Here is a 21,515-nt window from a genome sequence, read left to right as displayed (position 1 = left end):
CCGCCACGATCTGATCCGAACGCCTTTCGGATGCAGTCCGGTCGCCGGTTCCGCCAGGGAACTGGCGACCGATTTCGAATCCAAGTTGCTCTGCGCTGCCAATGCGTTAGTCTCGCTTTCTGGGCCCGCCGCCCGGCGGGCTGCCAGAGTGGGGCTGGTGTGAGAATGAATTCGGGTGTTGATCTGCTGCGGATCGAGGATGTTGGCATCTCTTTTGCCATTATCGGCGGACCGTTGCATGCCGTCAGACGTGCAAATCTTCGCGTCTTGCCCGGCAAGGTCACTGCGCTTGTGGGCGAGTCCGGTTCCGGAAAATCGGTTCTCAGCCAGGCAGTGATGGGCATTTTGCCGAACACAGCCCATGTTCGCGGCCGTATCCTGTTTTCCGATCCTGAAAAGCCCGGCACGACGCAGGATATCCTGCAGATGCCGCGTGACGGACCCGAAATCCGGGCGTTGAGAGGCAGCCGCATCGGCAAGATCTTTCAGGAGCCGATGACATCACTGTCGCCGCTGCACACGGTCGGCAATCAGGTCAGCGAATCCCTGCAGATTCATACGCCCATGGCGCGGGCGGAGCGCAAGGCGCGTGCCGAGGAAATGCTCGACCTTGTCGGCTTTCCCAACCCCAAGCGCGCCTATGATATGTATCCGTTTGAACTTTCGGGAGGATTGCGTCAACGCGCCATGATCGCCATGGCGCTTATCTGCCGGCCCGCCCTGTTGATCGCCGACGAGCCGACAACGGCGTTGGACGTCACCATCCAGGCGCAAATCCTGCAATTGCTGCGCGGGCTTCAGGCCAAGCTGAACATGGCGATGCTGCTGATCACGCACGACCTTGGCGTGGTCGCCAATGTCGCCGACGAGGTGGTGGTCATGTACCATGGCGAAATCATGGAAGCGGGACCTGTCGAGGCGATATTCCGCCGGCCAGGCCACCCTTACCTGAAGGGCCTGATGGCAGCCGTTCCGCATTTCGACCTGAAGCCTGGCGAAAGGCTAAAGGCGCTCCGCGAGGTGCCGGTGAATGTCGGGAACCTGCTCGGCAAGCAGACGGCGCCGGCATCGAAGGGGCCGGACGACATCCTGCTGTCGGTCAGGGATCTGACAAAGACCTTCACCATCCGCAAGTCCGGATGGTTCGGCGGAGATCATCAAACCTCTGTTCGCGCCGTCGACGGCGTGAGCTTCGATATCAGGCGGGGTGAGTGTCTGGGTCTTGTCGGCGAAAGCGGCTCCGGCAAAACCACCGTCAGCAAGATCCTCATGCGGGCTGTCACACCAAGCGGCGGCTCTGTGATCTTCAACGGCAGCGATGGTCCGATCGACGTCCTGGAAGCCGAGGGAGACGCCCTGCGCATGCTGCGCGCGAAAATCCAGATGGTCTTCCAGGACCCGGTTTCGTCGCTTTCACCTCGCATGACGGTGGAGAACATCTTGAGCGAGCCGCTGGAAATCCATCAACGTGGCAATGCCGCGTCCCGACTCGTCACGGTCAAGAGCCTGATGCAGGCAATCGGGCTCGATCCGCGCTTCATAAAGCGTTATCCGCACAGTTTCTCTGGCGGGCAGCGTCAGCGTATCGGCATCGCGCGCGCGTTGGCGCTGGGGCCTGAACTCCTGATCTGCGACGAGCCGGTTTCGGCACTCGATGTCTCCGTCCAGGCGCAGATCCTGAACCTTCTGAAGGACCTGCAGAAGGAACTGGGCCTGACCTACCTGTTCATATCCCACAACCTGGCGGTGGTGGACTACATGGCAGACCGCATCGCGGTGATGTGCGGCGGCCGTATCGTCGAGCTCGCGCCGCGCGAAATTCTGCTTAGGAAACCGGTCCACCCCTACACGCGCTCACTGGTCGCCGCAGTACCTTTCCCCGATCTCGACAGGCCGATGGACTTCAAAACGCTGAAGCTCGACGGCGCTTCCGACACCAGCGCATGGGGACCGCAATTCCGCGACGAGAGCGACAAGGATATGCTGTCGCCGCTCGACCTTGGCGGCGGCCACCTCGTGCTGGCCCGGCGTACGGCCGATGTCAGCGAGTTACGCCATTGATCAGCCGGCGCACCGTCCTTGGACTTATGGCTTCGGCATTTCTGCCGGGCACGTCGCGCGCCGGCGATCTGGAGCCGGAATTTCTTCAGCCGCAGCTGAAGGCCAAGGCGCTGCCGGCACTCGCCGAACGCTTGCCCAAGAGCCCGCGCGCGTTGAACCTCGCCGCGATGGGCCGGCAGCCCGGCCAGTATGGCGGCACGCTGCGCACGATCATCGGCAGCCAGAAAGATATCCGGATGATGACGATCTACGGGTATGCTCGCCTGGTCGGCTATGACGAAAAGCTCAACTTGCAAGCCGACATTCTCGAAAGTTTCGACGTAGCGGATGATCGCGTCTTCACATTCAAGATTCGGGAAGGCCATAAATGGTCTGACGGTAGCCTGCTGACGCCGGAGGATTTTCGCTATTGCTGGGAAGATGTCTGGCTGAACGATGAGCTTTCGCAAGGCGGGCTTGCCCCCGCCCTGCTGGCGAACGCCAAGCCGCCACGCTTCGAGATCGTCGATCCGTCGACGGTCCGCTATAGTTGGGATGCGCCCAATCCCGACTTCCTGCCCAAGCTTGCTGCTGCTTCGCCGCTATCGCTGGTTCTGCCGGCCACCTATCTCAAGCAGTTCCACAAGAAATATCAGGATCCATTTCGGCTCGCCGGCCTGATGAAGGAGAACCGGGCCAAGAAATGGACGCTCCTGCATATCCGCATGTCGCGGCAGTATCGCCCGGAGAACCCGGAACTGCCGACGCTCGATCCATGGCGGAACCGGACCAAGCCCCCGGCCGAGCAATTCGTCTTCGAGCGCAACCCGTTCTTTCATCGAATCGACGAGAATGGCCGGCAAATGCCCTATGTTGACCGGATTGTCATGAATGTCAGCTCGCCGGCGATCATTTCCGCCAAGACCGGTGCGGGCGAGAGCGACCTGCAAAGCATGGGAATTGACTTCACCGACTACTCCTTCCTGAAGGATGCGGAGAAGCGCTACCCGGTGAAGATGCATCTCTGGAAACGCACACAGGGTTCGCGGCTGGCGCTGCTGCCCAATCTGAATTGTGCCGACCAGGTGTGGCGTGGCCTTCTTCGTGACGTTCGCGTGCGCCGCGCCCTTTCGCTCGCTGTGGATAGGCGCGAGATCAATTTGGCCGTGTTCTACGGACTGGGGCAGGAAAGTGCCGATACGGTCCTGCCGGAGAGCCCGCTCTACCGGCCGGAATTCGCGAAAGCCTGGGTCGCCCATGATCCCGACCAGGCCAATGCCCTGCTCGACGAGGCCGGGCTTCAGACGCGTGACGATGACGGCCTGCGGATACTTCCCGACGGACGCCCAGCGCAGATCATAGTGGAGACGGCCGGCGAAAGCACGCTGGAAACCGACGCGCTCGAACTCATCACCGATCACTGGCGCAAGATCGGGATCGCCCTGTTCATCCGGACTTCGCAGCGCGATATCTTCCGCAGCCGCGCGCTTGGCGGCCAGATCATGATGTCGATGTGGTCGGGCATCGACAATGGCGTGCCGACCGCCGACATGAACCCGTACCAGTTGGCCCCAACTATGGACGACCAGCTGCAATGGCCGCTCTGGGGTGCTCACCACTTGTCTCATGGCAAGGTCGGTGAGGCGCCCGATCTTCCGCCTGTGGTCGAGCTGATGTCTTTGCTCAAGCGCTGGAAGGCATCGACCGAAGCCACGGAGCGTGCCGAAATCTGGAATTCAATGCTGTCGATCTACACCGATCAGGTGTTTTCGATCGGCACCGTGAACGGAACGCATCAGCCGGTTCTGGTGTCCTCGCGGCTGCGCAATCTGCCTGACAAGGCGCTCTACGGCTACGACCCGACCGCCTATTTCGGTGTCTACATGCCGGATACATTCTGGCTTGGAGAGTCCTGAGCGTGCTTCGATATTTTGTCTGGCGCATTGCCGTGATGGTTCCAACGCTGCTGGTCATATCGGCACTGGTGTTCACGATCATCGAACTTCCACCCGGCGACTATTTCGACAGCTATGTTGCCGAGCTTCGGGCTCAGGGCGAAGCGGTGGATTCCGATCGCATCGAGATGATGCGCAAGGACTATGGTTTCGACCAGCCACCGGTCATTCGCTACTTCTACTGGGTCGGCGGGATGTTGCGCGGCGATTTTGGCTATTCCTTCGAATATGAGCTGCCGGTCCGCGACGTCGTCGGGGACCGAATGTGGCTGACGGTGCTGGTTTCCTTCGTCACGATCATCTTCACCTGGCTCATCGCCTTTCCGATCGGCATGTACTCCGCCACGCATCAATACAGCTGGGGCGACTACGGCCTGACTCTCTTCGGCCTTCTCGGCCTTGCCATTCCGAACTTCATGCTGGCGCTGATCCTGATGTATTTCGCCAACATCTGGTTCGGCACATCCATCGGCCATCTCATGGACCAGCAATATCTCGGCGAGCCGATGAGCTGGGCCAAGGCGAAGTCGATCCTCGCCCATCTCTGGATTCCGGTCTTGATCATCGGCACCGGGGGCACGGCAAGCATGATCCGGCGGCTGCGCGCCAATCTTCTCGACGAGCTACACAAGCAATATGTCGTGACCGCGCGCGCCAAGGGACTTCATCCGTTCAAGGCGCTGGTCAAATATCCGCTGCGCATGGCGCTCAATTTCTTCATTTCCGATATCGGCTCTATCCTGCCGGCCATCATCTCCGGCGCCGAAATCACGGCGATCGTGCTGTCTTTGGAAACGACCGGGCCGATGCTGATCAAGGCGCTGCAAAGCCAGGACATGTACCTGGCAGGGTCGTTCCTCATGTTCCTCGCCTTCCTGACGGTCATCGGTGTCCTGATTTCCGACCTGGCGCTGGCGCTGCTTGATCCAAGAATTCGTTTGCAGGGCGGTAGCACCAAATGAGCACGCATTCGCCGCTGCCCGCTCCGGGTGCTCCGCTGCAACACTACGTTTCCACCGCGCCCTTTGACCTGGAGTCGGTCGAGGCGATGACGCCGGAGCAGTCGAAGGTCTTTCAGGCGTCGCAGTTGCGGCTGATGTGGTGGAAATTCCGGGAGCACCGGCTTGCCGTTATTTCAGGCATATTCCTGGCAGCGCTTTATTTCGGAATACTGATCTGCGAGTTCCTGGCCCCCTACAATCTGCACACGCGCAACATGGACTACATCTATTCGCCGCCGCAGCGGGTGCACCTGTTCCACAACGGCCAGTTCGTCGGGCCGTTCGTTTATGGCCGCCAGATGACGCTGGATATGGACACGCTCAAGCGGAACTACATCGAGAATCAAGATGATGTTCAGCGGATCCGTTTCTTCTGCAAGGGCGATAGTTATCGGTTCTGGGGCCTGATCGAAGGTGACAGGCATTTTGTCTGCCCTGCCGAAAACGGCCAGCTCTTTCTGGCCGGCACTGACAGGCTGGGGCGCGACGTGCTCTCGCGCATCATCTATGGCGCACGCATTTCACTGACAATCGGCCTCGTCGGCATCAGTTTCAGCTTCCTGCTCGGCATCGTCATCGGCGGACTGGCCGGCTATCACGGCGGTATATTCGACCTGATCGTTCAACGGATAATCGAAGTTCTGCAGTCAATCCCCAGCATTCCGCTATGGCTGGCTCTGGCGGCGATCATGCCGATAACCTGGAGTCCGATCCTGATCTATTTCGGCATCACCGTCATCCTCGGGCTACTCGACTGGACCGGATTGGCGCGGGCCGTGCGTTCGAAGCTTCTAGCGTTGCGCGAGGAGGATTACGTTCTGGCTGCGCAATTGATGGGCGCCAGAAGCAGCCGCATCATCGGGCGGCATCTCATTCCCGGCTTCATGTCGCATCTGATCGCGACGGCGACGATCTCCATACCCGGCATGATCCTGGGCGAGACGGCGCTGAGCTTCCTCGGGCTCGGCCTGAGGGCGCCGATAACCAGCTGGGGCATCCTGCTCACGGAGGCGCGCAGCGTCAGCGTCATCGCGTTCTATCCATGGCTGCTTTTGCCGATGCTCCCCGTCATTCTCGTCATCCTGGCGTTCAACTTCCTCGGCGACGGCCTGCGGGACGCCGCAGATCCCTACAAGTGAGATCGCTATTCCGCCGCGCGCCGGGCCACCCGCTCCACCCGGTATGATCCTGTCGCAGCCTGTTCGGTTATTGCAGGGTTCATCGTTCGCCTCTATACGTGCCGGGACGCGATCGGCGGTTAACATGTCGCCCTCGGGTTTCACCCGTGAACCGCTCTGGTCGCGGGCATTGCTGATCTCTTGAGCTGGTTTCAGGACACACACGCATATGACTCGCCTTGAGAATTTCATCAGCAGGATGACCGCACAGCGCGACATTCTCGATCAGGTTTGCCCCGAGGTGGCGAAGATGGAAGGGCCGGTGCTCGAACTCGGCCTCGGCAACGGCCGTACGTACCACCATCTGCGCGAGCGCCTGCCCGGACGCCGGATCGTGGTGTTCGACCGTGAACTTAGCGCACACGCCAGCTCAATTCCCGACGCTGAAGACTTCGTGCTCGGCGAAATACGCGAGACGGCGAAGAGGTTCATTGGCATCGACGCGGCTCTCGTTCATGCTGACATCGGCACCGGCTATGACGATCGCGACGCAGTGACCTCTACCTGGCTTCCCGATCTGATCGCGCGCCTGCTTCGCGTCGGCGGCTTCGCGGTCAGCGGCACGCCCCTCGAGCACCCGCTGTTGCAACGCCTCCAGCCGCCGCCTTCGGTGCCCGCCGATCGTTATTTTGTCTGCAGGCGCGTGTGAGGGGCCGAGACGACCCAAACATTTGGCGGCCAAATCTTCGGGGCCAAATCTTCAGGGGATCATATATACTGCTATCTCCCGCTCGATGCCGCGCAGCGAGACCTCGTGGGGCACGGGCGTCAGCGCGTTCCTGTGCAACAGATCGGCGGTGAGATTGTCGTCGACCACGGCACGAGTGGCGAAGATCGCCTGTGCGTTGGCAAGGTTCTGGACCCGCGAAGCAATGTTGACCGTCTGGCCGAAATAGTCCTGTCGCTCGTTCATGGACACGGCGATGCACGGGCCGGCATGGACTCCGATCTTGAGCAGCAGATCCTCGCGCCCGCTCTTGTCGTTGAGCTCACGCATGGCATCGCGCATCCTGAGGGCCGCAGCAATCGCACGATCAGGCGTCGCGAAGGTCGCCATCACCGCATCACCGATCGTCTTGACCACCGCGCCTGCCTCCGCCGCAACGATCTCGTGCAGAACCTGGAAATGCACGCGCACGAGATCGAAGGCCGAAAGATCGCCCACCCGCTCGTAAAGCTCGGTCGATCCGCGCAGGTCGGTGAACAGGAAGGTCAGGCTGGTGATTTTCAGGCGCTGGTCGATGTCGAGCGTATCCGTGCGATAGAGATCGCGGAACGTCTGGTTGGTGAGCAGGCGCTTGGCGGTCAGGAAGGGCCGGCGTTTACCCAGGAGACCATGCAATTCCTGGCCGGCGATGAAGACCGTCGGCAGCACGCGTGTGTCGGTCCTGTTCTCCAGCGAAATGCGCAACGGGCCGGGTTGCATCTCCAGCGTCTGGTTCTGGACATGGTCGCGGTCGAAGACCAAAGAGAGGCTTCGGCGCTCTTTTGTTGGTTCGCCCTTCACGTCGATGAACTGTGCTGAATGGGTGACCGGCTCGAAGACGATGACGAATTCAGACGGAAGCTGTATGGGCAGAACCGCCTTTTCGCCGGGGGCAAGCTCGATATCCTCCAGCGAGAACGCTTCGATCTTTTTCGCGAAATCCTCTTCCGGCAGATCGACGCCGGACGCCCAGTAGATCTGGCGGTAATATTCCAGCAAGGGCAGTTCGTGTGGATTGTGGGCGGCAATCCTGCGCACGCGGGGACTGACGGTGAATGTCACCTCGACCATCTCGTCGAGGGTCGGCGAATAGCCCTCGGAGCACAGCGCGCAGGTGTATTCGTCCTTCTGCAGGGTTTTCAGCGTGGCGTTTGTGTCGAGCACGCCGCCACAGCCGGGGCATAGAACATTCCAGGAAATGTCGAAGATGCCTACCCGTGCCGCATGGAGAAAGGCGCTTATGGCGCGTTCCTCGTCGAGGCCATGCTTGCTGGCGAAGGCTGGCGCATTGATGCGGCAAAGTTCGCGGTCCTTGCCCTCCGCGATGGTTCGCTTGATCGCGTCGATTGCCTGCGGATCGACACCGGTCGATTGCCGCAGAAGCGAGAACAGATCCTGAGCTTCGTTCATCGTGCAGGCTCCGGAAAATGCGCCATCGAGGCGTGTTGACCGGACCGGTCTTTGGTCCGAGCGCTCCATCTTACTTCGAAACGCATCGTACGGCCATTCGAATGGATAGGCCTGGTGACAGTTCAATTTCCATTCGGCGGATTTTCACTGGCCGCAAGCGGCACTAGGATGGCGGGGCATTCATCTTTGGGGTCTTCTCCCATGCCGACATCCAACAACCCGCCATTTCCTGCGGCCCTGCGCCTTTTCTCCGTGGTGGTCATCATCGTCCTGATCGTCGGCGCCGGCCTGTTTTTCGCGCCTGTGCTGGTCAAGCCGCGCTGGCCTTGGGCCGTCACGCCATTCAATGCCCGCTTCCTCGGCGGCTTCTACACCGCCGAAATGGTCGTGATGGCGGCGCTGCTGGTCTGGAATCGCTGGTCACCCGGCCGGCTCGTGCTCGTCATGGCCTTCATCTTCACCGCCATCGTGTCGGTGGCTTCGTTCATCAATCTCGGCTATTTCAACTTCGAGCGCAAAGCGCCCTGGCTCTGGTTTTTGGTCTATCTCGCTTCGGTCGCGGTATCCGGGCTGTTCCTGTGGCGGGCCAGGGCCCGTCCTTCTGCAAAAGCCGTGACCTTAACCCCCGTATGGCGCGGCTACATGCCGGTGGAATCGGCGATCCTTGGGCTCTATGGCGTCGGCCTGTTGCTGTTTCCCCTGACATTCGGCAGCATCTGGCCATGGCCGATCGATGCCTTCCACGCTCAGGTCTACAGCGCCATCTTCCTGGCCGGTGCGGGGGGTATATATCTCGTCTGGAGAAGCGCGCCGCGCGAGGAACTGCTGGTGCTCGGCCTGGCGCAGTTTCTGGTTGGCCTGCTTGCCATCCTTGGCCTCGTCATCACCGACGCTGCGGTGCACCGGGTCGACTGGACGGCGACCGGGACATTGTGCTGGCTCGGCCTTTTCGGCTGGATCGGCATCAGCGGCGTCTTCAAACTCTACGCCGCCTCCCGGTATTTTAGCTCGCAACCGGCATCATAGGTTGCAGAGACGGCTGGATTTTCAGGTGACGTCCGGTGCATCGTGGCGGGCCGATTGCCTTCGCCGGGAAGCCATGACCAGCACGACCTCGCCATCCCCAAAGAAAATCCAGCCGCAGCTCCGGTCCGTCCGGCTAAGCGATGCGGAGGCGCTTTGCGCTATCTTCAACATGCCGGGCTTCCGCTGGGGCACGCTCAGGATGCCCTTCGAGATGGTGGAGCAGGTGGAGCGGCGCATCGCCAAGTCCGGCCAGGAAACCACCTGGATCGTTGCCGAGTTGGACGGCAAGGTCGTCGGCCATGGCAGCCTGGTCGTGCAGGGTTCGCCGCGCCGTTCGCATATCGGCGAGATCAATATCGGGCTTGACGATGCCTTTGTCGGCAAGGGTATCGGCTCTGCCATACTTGGCGCGCTGCTTGACGTGGCCGACAACTGGCGCGCCCTGAAGCGGGTCGAATTGACCGTCTATGCCGACAACGAACCGGCCATCCGTCTCTACACAAGACACGGCTTCAAGGTCGAAGGCCGACATGTGAAGGCCGGTTTTACCGACGGCCAGTACCATGACCTCCTGAGCATGGCCCGGCTGCGGTTCTGAGATCCGCTATTTGGCCTGTCAATTTCGTCTCACACCATTTTGATCAGAGTTGACAGTCCATGTGTGGGCCGGTCGCATCCAGCAAGTCTGGTCTCCCTTGGCGTTTGCCCGGCAAGCGGCTAGACGGGACCAATGACCGCCGTCTTTGACCCATCCCCTACGCCTCCGGCGGAAATTCTGGCAGTGCTGTCGCTGCTCTGCCCGGAAGTCGTGCGCGACATCGAGCAGAACTGGAATGCACCGGTTTCCGACTACGCCCGCCATCTGTGGCGGCCGGTGGCAAGGCCTGCATCGGGCCCGGCGATCGCTGCCCGCTCGATCCTGCGCGAAGTCCTGCATCAGCGCCTTGGTGTGATCATGCAGCCCGAAGAGATCGGCAAGGTCCTCGACGAGTTCGAGTCCAGACCGGTGATTCAGACCGGCCTGCACTGCCTGCTTCTGATGGACCGGATCACCTTCGATGCCCTCCTGCTTGCCTGGCTCGGCGCGGTCGAAAACGGGCTGTCGGCCTTCTTCAGCTTCATGGGAACGACGATGACCATGGAGACAATTGGCCGGGAGGGGCCGGGATGGCTCGATGTCGGTGACGACAAGGTCAACCTGTTTGGCATGGGGCGCCACAAACTGTGCCGCAAAAGCGCCTGCGTGGCCGGTCCCGTCACCCTCAACAAGCGCGCGCTCGAAGCGGTGGGCGACGAAACGGATGCCAGCCGCTGGCTGGGCACACTGCTTGCCAGCCAGGACGAGGTGTTTGGAACCGCCGCCGATGCGCTGACAGCCCTCAACGAGGATCTGGTCGCCGATTGGGATCGTTCCGGCATGGCCCAGCCGGTTTTCATCGATGATCGGCTCGCCGCGGCTGCCATGGCGCGGCATCTGGAAAATGACGGCAGCCTTGTTTCCAGGCTGCTCCTTGAGCCCGCAAGGCGCCAGCGTCTCGAACGTGCCTTGCAAGCAGCCGCTTCGAGCCCATTTGGCAGGTTCCTGCCCAATGCCACGGCCTATTTCTGGGGTATCCGCGAGGAGCGCGTGCGCAAGCTCGTCCTCGAGAACGGGCACCTGATCGAGCCTGGCAGGCCGCATGGTCTTTCCATCCCGTTCGAGCGGCCGCATCTCAGGCAGGCGCTGCTGGACGGCGTGCTGCTGCCGAACTTGTTCCTGATGTTCCTCGTCCTGGCCATATTGCCGCGCGTGCGGGTTGTGGGCGGCCTGAGACAGATTGGTTATGTAGCGCTTTTCCACTCGATCCTGCTGGCTGCGCTAGATGAAAACGCGCCGGAAGAGCGCGATCTGGCTGCGGAGCTGCAGGTTCGGGAAAATGCCTGGGGCATGCGGGTCATCGACGAAAAGATCTCGGTCCGCGAGCAGCTTGCCGGTCTGCCGGAAGGGGCGCTCTTCCCGGACCTGCTCCGGCAATACCGTTTGCGGACGTTTGCCGAGGCGACCGACGACCTGAAGCTGGTTCGCGAAAACGCCCGATGGCGCAAGATCGGCCAGGCAGAGATCAAGGTGAACTGAGCCTACTTCAGGTTGATTTTCTGGTGCGCAACCGCAAGCGACGGCGATCTATCGGTGAGCCTCTGGCGTCTGATCCGGCCGCTTCCTTGACGCTGATGCATTTCGGGATTTCGACGACGGTTTCCGCCTCGATCGGCAGCGCTATGCCACCGGACCCACACGGATCGCTCGATGCCCATTTGCGCTGCCGCTTGCTGGTCGACGGCTATCGGTTCATTCTTGTGAACCTTGGCCGTGAAGTGCGTAGCGAGAGCACGCCGTCACGGCCCCTAGTGAGGTCTTGTTCGATGGACTGCTCGGGCTGCGGTTTCGAGGTTGAGGGCGGTTACGCTTTCTGTCCGAGGTGTGGCAGGCGCCAGCCCGTGCCATGCGCCAGTTGCGGCTACCGCTGCGCACCTGATTTCGAGTTCTGTCCGAAATGTGGGGCAAGCGTCGGGGCGCCCGCAAAAGCCGTCGAACGGCCTGCTCCGACGCCAAGCCGGACCATTGTGCAGCCTTCTCGAACTCCGTCGCTGCTTCCGAACATCGAAAGCGAAGATGGGCTGTATCCCGTCTCTGACGCCGATCGCCGGACGGTAACGGTCCTGTTCGCCGACCTTTGCGGCTTCACGACACTCAGCGAGCAGCTCGACCCCGAGGTCATGCAAGCGCTGCAGAACGAACTGTTCAAGGAATTGACGGCGGCCGTGCGAAACTTTGGTGGTTTCGTCGACAAATTCATCGGCGATGCACTGCTCGCTTTGTTCGGTGCGCCAGTCGCGCATGAGGACGATCCGGAACGTGCGCTTCGCGCCGCTCTCGACATGATCGCCCGGACGGCGCGGCTCGGCGAAAGCACCCGCCACTCCGGCCCGCCTCTGTCACTCCATATCGGCATAAACACTGGTCCGGTCGTCACTGGCGGATTTGGCGTCGGCACGGCCAAATCCTATTCGGTGACCGGCGACACAGTGAATACGGCGCAACGCCTGCAATCGCTGGCCGCACCGGGTGAGGTGCTGGTAGGCGAGCTCACTCACAGGCTGACCCGGCATGCCTTCTCTTACGAGTCGCTGGGTGATGTCGTGCTTCGCGGCAAGGCTGGCAGTGTGCTCGTCCATCGGCTGGATGCACCGCTTGCGGCGCCGCGTGCAGCACGTGGGCTCGAGGTGCTCGGCCTCAGTGCGCCGATGATAGGTCGTGGTGCCGAGCTCAATAGAATGCTGGCCAGCCTTGACCAGGCGTGCGGCGGCTCGGCCCAACTTGTCCGCCTCGTCGGAGAAGCCGGTATCGGGAAATCGCGGCTGGTGAAGGAGTTCGTCGCCCGCGTCGGCGACGAGGATCGTTTTCGCAACGTCGCCGTGCGGCTGGCCACGTGCTCACCGCTGGGCGAACAATCATTTGGCGCCTTGGGCGCAGTGGTGCGCAGCGCTGCCGGGATGATGCAGAACGACAATGGGGACGAAATGCGGGGGAAGCTCGCAGGCTTGCTTGCGAATCTCGGCCTGGAGGGCGAGGAGGCGAAGCGGCTGATGCCTTTGCTCTACCATGTGCTCGGCCTTGGCGACCCCGATGCCACCTTGCAGCATGTCGAGCCCGAGCAGCTGCGGCGGCAAATTCTCTACGCAGTCCGCACAATCATCGAACGGCGGCTTGCGTTGTCGCCGCTGTTGATTGTCGTCGAAGACCTGCACTGGGCCGACGCCGTGTCGCTCGAGGCACTACGTTTCGTGATGGACAGGTTGGAACGGACGCGCTTGATGTTGCTGGTCACGCATCGTCCGGCGCCGGACAACGACCAGCTCGGCTCAAGCCGGGTCAGTCACACAGCGCTCCGGCTTTCGCCGCTCAACAATGATGAAGGTCGCAGCCTGCTGGCGGCGCTTTTCGGCGAAAGCTGGGTAAACTCCGCAGGAGGGCTTCTCGACCAGATCCTCGAGCGCGCGGGTGGCAACCCCCTCTTTGTAGAGGAGATCGTCCGCGGCCTTATCGATCGCGGCGTACTGATGCGCGAGGGCCAGCGATGGCGGACTGCGGCAGGCGAAGTCGCAACCGGCATTCCCGCCACTATCCAGGCGATGTTGCTTGCTCGCGTCGACCGGCTGCCCCAAGAGGTGCGCCGGTTGGCCCAGGAAGCCGCGGTCATCGGCCCGCGCTTCGATGCCACAGTTCTGAAAGCCGTGACGTCCGACCCCGGCCGGCTGGAAGCCGGCTGCGAACTGCTTTGCGATGCGGAAATCATCGAGGAAATTGCCGGATCAGGCTCGGTCTCGTCGCAAAGCTACCGCTTTACGCAAACATTGCTGCAGGATGTGATCTACCAGAACATGCTCCTGCAACGCCGGACCGACATCCACGGGCGGGTCGGTGCTGCCTTGGAGCAATTGTGCGGCGACAAGCCGGAACGGCTCGAGGATTTGACCGTGCTCGGTCATCATTTCGCACAGAGCGCCGAGCGGGAGAGAGGCGCGCATTACCTGCAGGCGGCGGGCGATCGCGCTCGCATGATATACGCCAACGACGACGCACTTCGTTTCTACGAGCGAGCACTGACTGCGTTGAGCGCGATCGGGCAAACACCGCTCAAACTAGAAATTGCAGAGCGCATTGCCGATTTGAGCGGCCCGATGGGCCGCCGCGAGATCGCGCACCGCCACTACGAAACGGTGTTGCAGGCATACCGCGAGTCAGCCAATCGTGTCGCGTCGGCGCGCGTTTTGCGAAAGATGGGTCGGCTGCTCTGGGACGTCGGCAAGCGGGACAAAGCAGAATCCCGCTATGCTGAAGCGGCAGCGCTCCTCGATGGAGCGGATGCCCCGATCGAGCAGGCGCATCTCTGGCAAGAACGTGGCCGACAGGCGTTCCGTAGCGGAGATCACGCTCTCGCGGCAAAATGGGCAGACGCGGCGCTGGATTGCGTACGCTCTCTGACGACGGAGCATGTCTCCGAGGTAGGGTGTGATGCCACCCTTGTGACCGCCGAGGCACTTAATACCAAGGCTGTCGCGCTGGCTCGCCTTGGGCGAAACCGTGAAGCCGTGCGTCAGGTTGAGCGTAGCATTGAATTGGCCGAAGCCGCCGGTCTGCTGGGCGCGGCCTGCCGCGGCTACACCAATCTGGGCGTGCTTTACACGACCATCGATCCGGCACAGGCGATGGAGGTCTGTCGGCGCGGTCTTGAAGTGGCGCGCCATATTGGTGATTTGGGTTTCCAGGCGCGCCTCCTCGCCAATCTGGCGGTCGCTTGTTGTACTTTCACGGATCGCTGTCCAACGGAAGGCGTGCCTGCTGCCGAGAAGGCCATCGAGATCGACCGGGCGCTCGACCAGCGCGAGCACCTGCCGGTGCCGTTGATCGTGCTTGGGCAGATCCACCAGTGCAACGGCCATCCGGAACTAGCGGTTGGCTTGTTCCACGAAGCACTGGACGTAGCCCGCGAAACGGGCGAACCCCAACTGCTGTTTCCGTGCTATGATGGTCTCGCAACGCTCAATCTCGACCTCGACAATCTGGCCGAGGCCGAACGCTACTTTTCCCTGGCGCAGGGTATATGCGCCCAGCACGGGCTCGACCCGGAAGCGCTTGTGGTGCTGCCTTTTCTCGATTAACCGGGGTCGGAGGTTGGAAATGTCCGCGCGTAGCGACTTGGTACCGCTTCAACCGGGCGACCGTGCGCCGAACGTGGTACTCGACGCCATTACCCAGGAAGGCAAGATCGCGCTTGACGACTTTCGCGGACAAAAGCCGGTGCTGGTCGGCCTGTTTCGAGGTCTGCATTGTGCGTTTTGCCGGCGCCATATCGCCGCCCAGGCGCGGCTTGATCCGGAGCTGCGCGAAAAGGGCGTGGAGAGCCTGACGGTGGTCAACACGCCGATCGAACGGGCGCGTCTCTATTTCCGCTACCACCCGATGCCGAATCTGCTTGCGGCCTCCGACCCTGAACGCGCATCACATCGTGCTTTTGGACTGCCCAATCTCGAATTCACCGAAAACGAGACGAACTGGCCGTACACGGTCTCGATGGCAGCGGCAAAGGATATGCGGGTCGACATACCAGGCGAGTTGCCTGGTCCTATGGATCCTATTGCGGCCAGCGAACTCCTCAACAAGAGGGACCATTACGAACTGACCGAAGCCGACGAGCAGATGATCGCAACCGGACACGGACAACTGGTCGGTCAGTTCCTGCTGGACCGGCAGGGGATTGTCCGCTGGAGCTTCACCGAGATTCCAGAGGGTGGGCGATACATGTTTGGGGCGCCAAACCCGCAGGAGCTGATGTCAGCCGTTTCCCAAGTCGCCCAATAGACTAGCGAACGAGGTAAACGGGCGGGACACTGACAAGTTCACCGCTCTTCGAGCACCGCCTCGACCCTGGCAACAAAGTCATCGAGTGAGCGATCCCCGCGAATTTCGATGCGCGGAAGGTCGATGGGATCGCAATCGAGGTCCGCCGGCCCGTGTCTGCCGCCGAAGCCGATCCGATAGCCGCACTCCTTGGCCAGCCGGCCAAGCCGTCGGTCGGTGACAGAGAAGGGTGCCGCGAACGCCGTGGTTGGCCGACCGGTCCACCGTTCGATGAACATGCGAGAGCGCAGGAGCTCGGCGGCCAAGTCAGAACTCGACAGACCATCGATCGCGCGATGCGTCGCCAGATGGCTTCCGAAGAACGCACCTTCGGCGGCGAGACGTCGCACCGTGCCGGCGTCCATAAGCGGCGTCGGCGGGCCGCTGTCGGCGTCCCACAGTGCACTTTCCCCCACCAGGTCCGTCACCAGGAACACTTCCGCGGTCAGGTCGTTGGCCCGCAAGATCGGCCAGGCATGGTCGGCAAAGTTCTGGAAGCCGTCGTCGAAGGTGATGAGCACTGGGCGGCCGGCGACAGGTTGACGGTTGGCGATGAACCGTTCCAGCTGCTCGGACATGATGGCGTGAAAGCCATTGGCGCGCAGCCATGCCATCTGGCCATGGAATGCGGCGGGCGCGAGCCGAAAACGGGCGAGCGCGGCCGGACCTTCGTCGGCGACGCTGTGATACATGAGGACAGGGATACGCTGCCGCCGCTCGCTACGCGCAACGTCGCGGCGCAGGGCCCGCGCCCCGCCCCAGACGATATTTCGCGCGACCCCGATTTCGAGGCGCGCGCGGATTGGCGCATGATCAATCATCGGTTCCGTCGCCGCCTCGTCCGGTGACTGGCGGCGGAAGCGGTCTACGCGATAGAGCTCGGTCTGGATCGATTGATCGAGGACGAGACCTTCGGTCCGTGCCAGCGTCTCTGAGATCGCTTGTGCACCGAATGTGTTCCAGTCGAAGCCGGTCCTTTCAACATTGTCACGTAAGACGAATGCGTGTGCGTTGATGAAACTGCCGCCAGGCGCCAATGCCTCAACGATTTTTTTGGCGAAGCGCCGCAGCTCGGCGAGATCATCCAGATAGTAGAGCACTTCCGAACAGACGATCAGGTCCATCTCACCAGGCAGCGTGTCCGCGCAAAAGTCCAATATGCCGAACTCGACATTCGGCTGATCGCTGCATCGCGCGCGCGCTCGCCCGATAGCTACGGCGGAGATGTCGGTTGCGGTCAAATGGCTCACTCGCGGCGCCAGCTGCCGCGTGAAGTGCCCCTCCGCGGAGGCCAGCTCAAGCGCTCGTCCGATCGGGCCGGCAGGCAGAATTTCGAGCTGCCGCTCATATTTTTCCTGCTCATAGGACGAACCGTAGTTCCAAGGATCCTCGGTCGCGAAATAGCCATTCCAGAACGACGTGCGATCCATGTCGTGCCTGGGCCGTGCGCGGCGCGGCGCCGCAGGAGGCGCCGCAGCTTCGGCGCTCGACCGAACCAGCCTCCGCGCTTCCGCGGCCAACCGCGCGAGTTTGCCAAAGTGGCTGTCCGGATCGGGTCCGCGTTCAGCTGTGGCTGACAATGCCTCGGCTGCGAGCGTGTTTGACGTGTCGGCGCCGGCGGCCTGTTGCGGTACAGGTGATCGTCTCGCAAACCTTGCCGCACTGTCTACAAGCCGCTCAGCGGCCACGACATTCTGGATCAATTCAATCCAATGGCGCCTTGTCACTTTCCCGAGTACGCCGAACTGCACGACAGCCTCGATCTGGCTATCCATCATCAGATAGGCATAAATTTGATCGATTCCTTCCGGAACTTCGATCGAGGTCGGATTTCGAATATCGACGCGAATTCCAAGCGTCCGCGCCAGCCGGCGCGGCGCGGCAAGATCGTCGAAGTCGAGAAGCATTTCCTCAAGGTGATACTGGACGCGGCGACCCGCGACGGGATCGTCCCAGACCTTGCCGAGTTCGGTGATCAACTCGGTGAGGGAGCCGCCGAACCTGTCCCATCTGGCAGCCAATTGCGCTGGCACCGATAGGCTTCCTACCATAAGGCCATCGAAGGCCACCTTGGCGATCTCACGCGCCCACTTACGTCCTGCCGGGAGCGCGCGCAGGGTCTGCGGGCTGATCGAGCGGCGGCCGCTGCCGCAATCCGACGCGGCGTTCCACAACGCGAACCACGCGAGTGCTTCGGAAGCGGTGCGGCCGTTCGTTTCGATCGCACCATTGGCGTGAGCCGATGCTGGCTTTTTGACCCTGGCATCAGGAGAAAAGCCGCGGGCGATCACGATTTCCGCATCGGCCAGCATCTGTGTCGAATTGCGGGTGAGCGAGTTGGGACTGGTCCGATAGAAAGCGAGCGGTTCGTCGACCATCACCCAACGTTTGCCTAGACGTGCCAGGCGCTGCCACAGATCCCAGTCCTCGCAGGTGCGCAACGAAACATCGAAGCCGCCCAACTCGACAATTGTCTTCCGGTCGACGAGCAGCGCGTGAGTGCGGATGGGGCAACGGCGCGCGAATGTTTCGAAGGGCTGGATCGCAACCTCCGTCGGGATGCTCGACGGGGTGAGTTCGCCATCGGGCATCACGCGCCGGGAACCGCAATAGGCGGTGACCACATCGGGCGCGGCTTCAAGTGCGGCCAGCATTTTCGCAAGGAAGCCGGCGTCCACCCAATCGTCCGCATCCAGGAACATGAGCCAGCGTCCGCGCGCTGTCGAAATCCCGCTATTGCGCGCGCCAGCGGTGCTATACGCAGAAGCGCTCAACGTCCGAAACCGGGCATCGTGCTCCACATAGCCGGCGATGATCGCGGCGGTAGCGTCCGTGGAGACGTCGTCGACGACGATCGCCTCCCAATCCACTATTTCCTGATCGACAAGGCAATCGAGTGCGCGCGGCAGCGTTACCTCCGCGTTGTGCGCAGGAACCACGATTGAAACCAAGGGATTATGCGCCACGCCGTCTTACCCGCGCCTGGTTCGAAGGTAGAACAAGAGTCTCGAAACATAGCCGGCGATTTCCTGCCAAAGGAAACGGTCCTCAGCGACACTGCGTCCAAACAGTCTCCTGCGAACGCTTCCGAGCCGCCGCGACGCCGCCATTTGGCTGCAGAGCGAGCTTGCTCCTGTCGTGCTACCGATGTTGGAAGCCGGGCGCAGCATTCGCATCCGTGCCGCCGAGCTTGGGCGCCAGCTGTCGCAGAGGGACGTCAAGGCCAAGCATGCCGCATACTCATGTCGTCGATCCCCGGAGTCGGCGCCATGACCACGAGCTGCGGTCCCTGGCATCGTGCGATAGCTATGGCAACCTGACGTCTTTTGCAATCGGGACGCAATAGATGCAAGCCCACTGAAGCGTTGGTGTGAATGACTGCAGTGATTGGGACTATTGCTCCCCTCCTATCGACCGAAACGCCTCGATTCCGAGGTGCATTCTCGAACAGCCATTCTCCGTGCGAAACAAGACCTTCCTTCTACCGTTGGGCCCGCATCGGAAGCTGATCGTCGCAGTATACAGCCGGGTGCGAGACAGTATGTGCACCGCCAGACCCGCTATTTTAGATACTTCTAATGAATATGCGCTACTTAATTGAGTTCCCAGTAGCTATAGATTGACATTGTATTACTCATTTCTATAGTAGATTGCGTCAAATGGTCGATTAGATTAGCCGGTTATGCCTGCTATCACGAAGAGATGTGCGAGCGACGTAACTCGGAACCCGTTCATTTGCCGCTAGTCAAGAGATGTAAAAGGGACCCACGAATTGGCTTAAGGCAAGAAGATTCCGGCTTGCGAGTCGGCTATTTTGCTGACATGTTTGGGCGTTTTTGAGTTTTGCACTGTGGCAGGTGTTCAAATGAAGGGGCATAAGGATGGCTAAGGAATCTTCGAGTACCGCTTCAGCAAGTAAAGCGGACGAAAATCTGATAGGTAATGCAGATGGAAACGGGCTGGCCTTCATGGGGGTCCAGGCCCGCGAGGCCGGCGTCTCCGGCGACGCTGTAGGTGTCGACAAGATACGTGATCTGCTGTTCGGCAACCAGATGCAGGACTACGACCGCCGTTTTTCCAAGCTTGAAGAACGGTTCTTGCAGCGCTTCAAGGATGTCGAATCCGAGGCCAAGCGCAATCTTGAAATGTACGAGTCGAATGCAAAGAAGCAGGTCGAATCGCTCGCGGCGCAATTGCGGAACGAAAAAGATGCACGAGCCGAGGCCGACAAGGAGATTGACCGGAATCTTCGCGAGCAAAATCAGGCGCTTGAAAAGCAGGTGCGCGCGTTGTCGGATCAATTGAGCGAGCTTGAGCGCGAAGTCGCGGACCGGATAAATCGAAGCGATCAATTGCTGCGTGAGGAAATCAAGCAAAAGAATGAAAGCATTCAGATGCTGATTGAGAAAATGTTTTCCGATCTCAGCAACGTCAAGACCGACCGAAATCTTTTGGCCGGCCTGTTTGTCGAGGTTGCAAAATGTCTAAATCAGGATCCCGTCGGCAGCAAGCACAACTCGGAACGCAACTGGAAAGTGAGTTGATCGGAACTTGACGTCGACCGTCGACCCAATCAGCCTTCCTCAAAGAGCAGCTTCGAACGATCCAGAGATTGATCGCGAGGCTCTGGCTAATCTTTTGGTCGAAATTGCCCGGAACGTCGATCCGGACTATCGTGCGCGTCTCTACGGAGTTCCAACCGCCGATCCTCGCATGGAAACGCTGCGCCAGTTGCTGGTCGGCCGCGAAATTTCGGAGCTTTCACGAGTTGCGCACCTGCTCGACGAACCTGAGCAGCTTGCGTCTGCAGTGGGGGGTGTTCTCCCCAGTGCAGCCGCACGTGCGCCTCATGTGCAACTCGGCGAGGCCCTTGCGCCAGCTGTCGAGAGGGCCGTGCAACGGTCCATCCAGAAGAGCCCGCGTACGCTTACGGATATATTATACCCGGTGTTTCTGCCGGCAATTCGCAAGTCGATCGGGGAAAAGATCGATCAGACCTTTCAGTCGCTGAATGAAACTTTAAGACATATATTTACCTGGCATGGTCTCAAGTGGAGATTTGAAGCTTGGAGAACGGGTGCAAGCTTCTCAGAAGTTGTTCTTAAGCATTCTCTTGTCTATCGCGTAGAGCATGTCTTTCTCATCAACCGCAATTCCGGTATTTTGATAGCGCATGTAACTGCCGATAATGCAACAAGCGAAGATCCTCAACTCATTTCTTCGATGCTTAGTGCTATCCAAGATTTTGTGAAAGACTCATTTAACGAGAAAGAACAGAGCGGCCTGGACACTATCCGTTTCGGGGAGCTTCGTCTTTGGTCGGAAGTTGGACCGTTTGCGACCTTGGTCGCGGTGATCCGGGGAAATCCGCCAGAGGAATTACATGAAATCGTTCGCGATGTGTTGTTTCGCATCCATGATGAATACTCACAGGCTTTAGAGCAGTTTGACGGCGACAGTTCGCAGTTGGCCGGCATAGAGACGCAGTTGCGGACCTGCGTTGAACTGAAGCAGGAGGACTCAAACCAGGGATTTCCGTGGCTGGTGGTGGCTGCAGTCCTGCTGGTTTTGATTCCGGCAGGCGGTTGGTTCTTTCTTTCCTGGCAATCCGGGCAACGCTGGCAGGCCTATGTGTCGCGGCTGAGTGCCCAGCCGGGCATCATCGTTGCCGAACAAAAGATGCGCGATGGCCAATTCTATATTGCCGGCCTGAGAGACCCGCTTGCCGCCGACCCGCAGGCTTTGCTGTCCGGAATG

General features: G+C 60.7%; 13 protein-coding genes and 1 pseudogene. 12 read left to right on the top strand and 2 right to left on the bottom strand.

The window, feature by feature from the left end; genetic code table 11:
• The first annotated feature begins 165 nt into the window (after positions 1 to 165).
• The 5 genes from AC0L3D_RS21940 (at position 166) to AC0L3D_RS21920 (ending at position 6,823) form a co-directional block, all read left to right on the top strand.
• Positions 166 to 2,061, top strand: a complete 1,896-nt coding sequence (locus tag AC0L3D_RS21940; protein WP_473627560.1) for an ABC transporter ATP-binding protein — start codon at positions 166 to 168, stop codon at positions 2,059 to 2,061.
• Positions 2,058 to 3,956 carry an ABC transporter substrate-binding protein gene (locus tag AC0L3D_RS21935; RefSeq protein ID WP_473645781.1) on the top strand — a complete coding sequence of 633 codons (1,899 nt, stop codon included), beginning with the start codon at positions 2,058 to 2,060 and terminating at the stop codon, positions 3,954 to 3,956. The genes AC0L3D_RS21940 and AC0L3D_RS21935 overlap by 4 nt, the downstream gene beginning before the upstream one ends.
• A 2-nt stretch (positions 3,957 to 3,958) precedes the next feature.
• Entirely contained in the window at positions 3,959 to 4,957 is a 999-nt protein-coding gene (locus AC0L3D_RS21930; RefSeq protein ID WP_023797971.1) for an ABC transporter permease, read from the top strand.
• The gene (locus AC0L3D_RS21925) at positions 4,954 to 6,135 is read left to right on the top strand and encodes an ABC transporter permease (RefSeq protein ID WP_091594734.1); all 1,182 of its coding nucleotides are present in this window, start codon (positions 4,954 to 4,956) and stop codon (positions 6,133 to 6,135) included. The genes AC0L3D_RS21930 and AC0L3D_RS21925 overlap by 4 nt, the downstream gene beginning before the upstream one ends.
• Positions 6,136 to 6,343: 208 nt before the next feature.
• Entirely contained in the window at positions 6,344 to 6,823 is a 480-nt protein-coding gene (locus tag AC0L3D_RS21920; RefSeq protein WP_128173712.1) for a class I SAM-dependent methyltransferase, read from the top strand.
• 51 nt (positions 6,824 to 6,874) lie between these two features.
• Here AC0L3D_RS21920 and AC0L3D_RS21915 read toward each other — a convergent pair whose 3' ends face one another.
• On the bottom strand, positions 6,875 to 8,290 hold the full coding sequence (locus AC0L3D_RS21915) for a DUF5939 domain-containing protein (RefSeq protein ID WP_473627558.1): 1,416 nt from the start codon (positions 8,288 to 8,290) through the stop codon (positions 6,875 to 6,877).
• 201 nt (positions 8,291 to 8,491) lie between these two features.
• Between AC0L3D_RS21915 and AC0L3D_RS21910 the strand changes: the two genes are divergently transcribed.
• The 5 genes from AC0L3D_RS21910 to AC0L3D_RS21890 all read left to right on the top strand — a co-directional run bounded on the left by AC0L3D_RS21910 (position 8,492) and on the right by AC0L3D_RS21890 (position 15,719).
• Positions 8,492 to 9,316 carry a hypothetical protein gene (locus AC0L3D_RS21910; RefSeq protein ID WP_473627556.1) on the top strand — a complete coding sequence of 275 codons (825 nt, stop codon included), beginning with the start codon at positions 8,492 to 8,494 and terminating at the stop codon, positions 9,314 to 9,316.
• Between the two features lie 73 nt (positions 9,317 to 9,389).
• Complete coding sequence (locus AC0L3D_RS21905; protein WP_027154823.1) at positions 9,390 to 9,914, top strand: GNAT family N-acetyltransferase; 525 nt, start codon at positions 9,390 to 9,392, stop codon at positions 9,912 to 9,914.
• Positions 9,915 to 10,046: 132 nt separating this feature from the next.
• Positions 10,047 to 11,432, top strand: a complete 1,386-nt coding sequence (locus AC0L3D_RS21900; RefSeq protein ID WP_473627554.1) for a hypothetical protein — start codon at positions 10,047 to 10,049, stop codon at positions 11,430 to 11,432.
• Between the two features lie 287 nt (positions 11,433 to 11,719).
• Positions 11,720 to 15,019, top strand: a complete 3,300-nt coding sequence (locus AC0L3D_RS21895) for an ATP-binding protein (RefSeq protein WP_473645795.1) — start codon at positions 11,720 to 11,722, stop codon at positions 15,017 to 15,019.
• A 19-nt stretch (positions 15,020 to 15,038) separates the two neighbouring features.
• Positions 15,039 to 15,719, top strand: a complete 681-nt coding sequence (locus AC0L3D_RS21890; protein WP_473627552.1) for a peroxiredoxin-like family protein — start codon at positions 15,039 to 15,041, stop codon at positions 15,717 to 15,719.
• Positions 15,720 to 15,757: 38 nt separating this feature from the next.
• Here AC0L3D_RS21890 and AC0L3D_RS21885 read toward each other — a convergent pair whose 3' ends face one another.
• Positions 15,758 to 18,724, bottom strand: a complete 2,967-nt coding sequence (locus AC0L3D_RS21885; RefSeq protein WP_473645779.1) for a trifunctional glycosyltransferase/class I SAM-dependent methyltransferase/polysaccharide deacetylase — start codon at positions 18,722 to 18,724, stop codon at positions 15,758 to 15,760.
• Positions 18,725 to 19,639: 915 nt separating this feature from the next.
• Between AC0L3D_RS21885 and AC0L3D_RS21880 the strand changes: the two genes are divergently transcribed.
• Both AC0L3D_RS21880 and AC0L3D_RS21875 read left to right on the top strand, forming a co-directional pair.
• Entirely contained in the window at positions 19,640 to 20,302 is a 663-nt protein-coding gene (locus tag AC0L3D_RS21880; RefSeq protein WP_473491005.1) for a hypothetical protein, read from the top strand.
• Positions 20,303 to 20,309: 7 nt separating this feature from the next.
• Positions 20,310 to 21,515: pseudogene (locus AC0L3D_RS21875) on the top strand (OmpA family protein); the annotation flags it as partial.

The organism is Mesorhizobium sp. WSM4837 (assembly GCF_055811435.1).
Note: the sequence above shows the minus strand (reverse complement) of the source record. Positions and strands in the feature narration are given on the sequence as shown.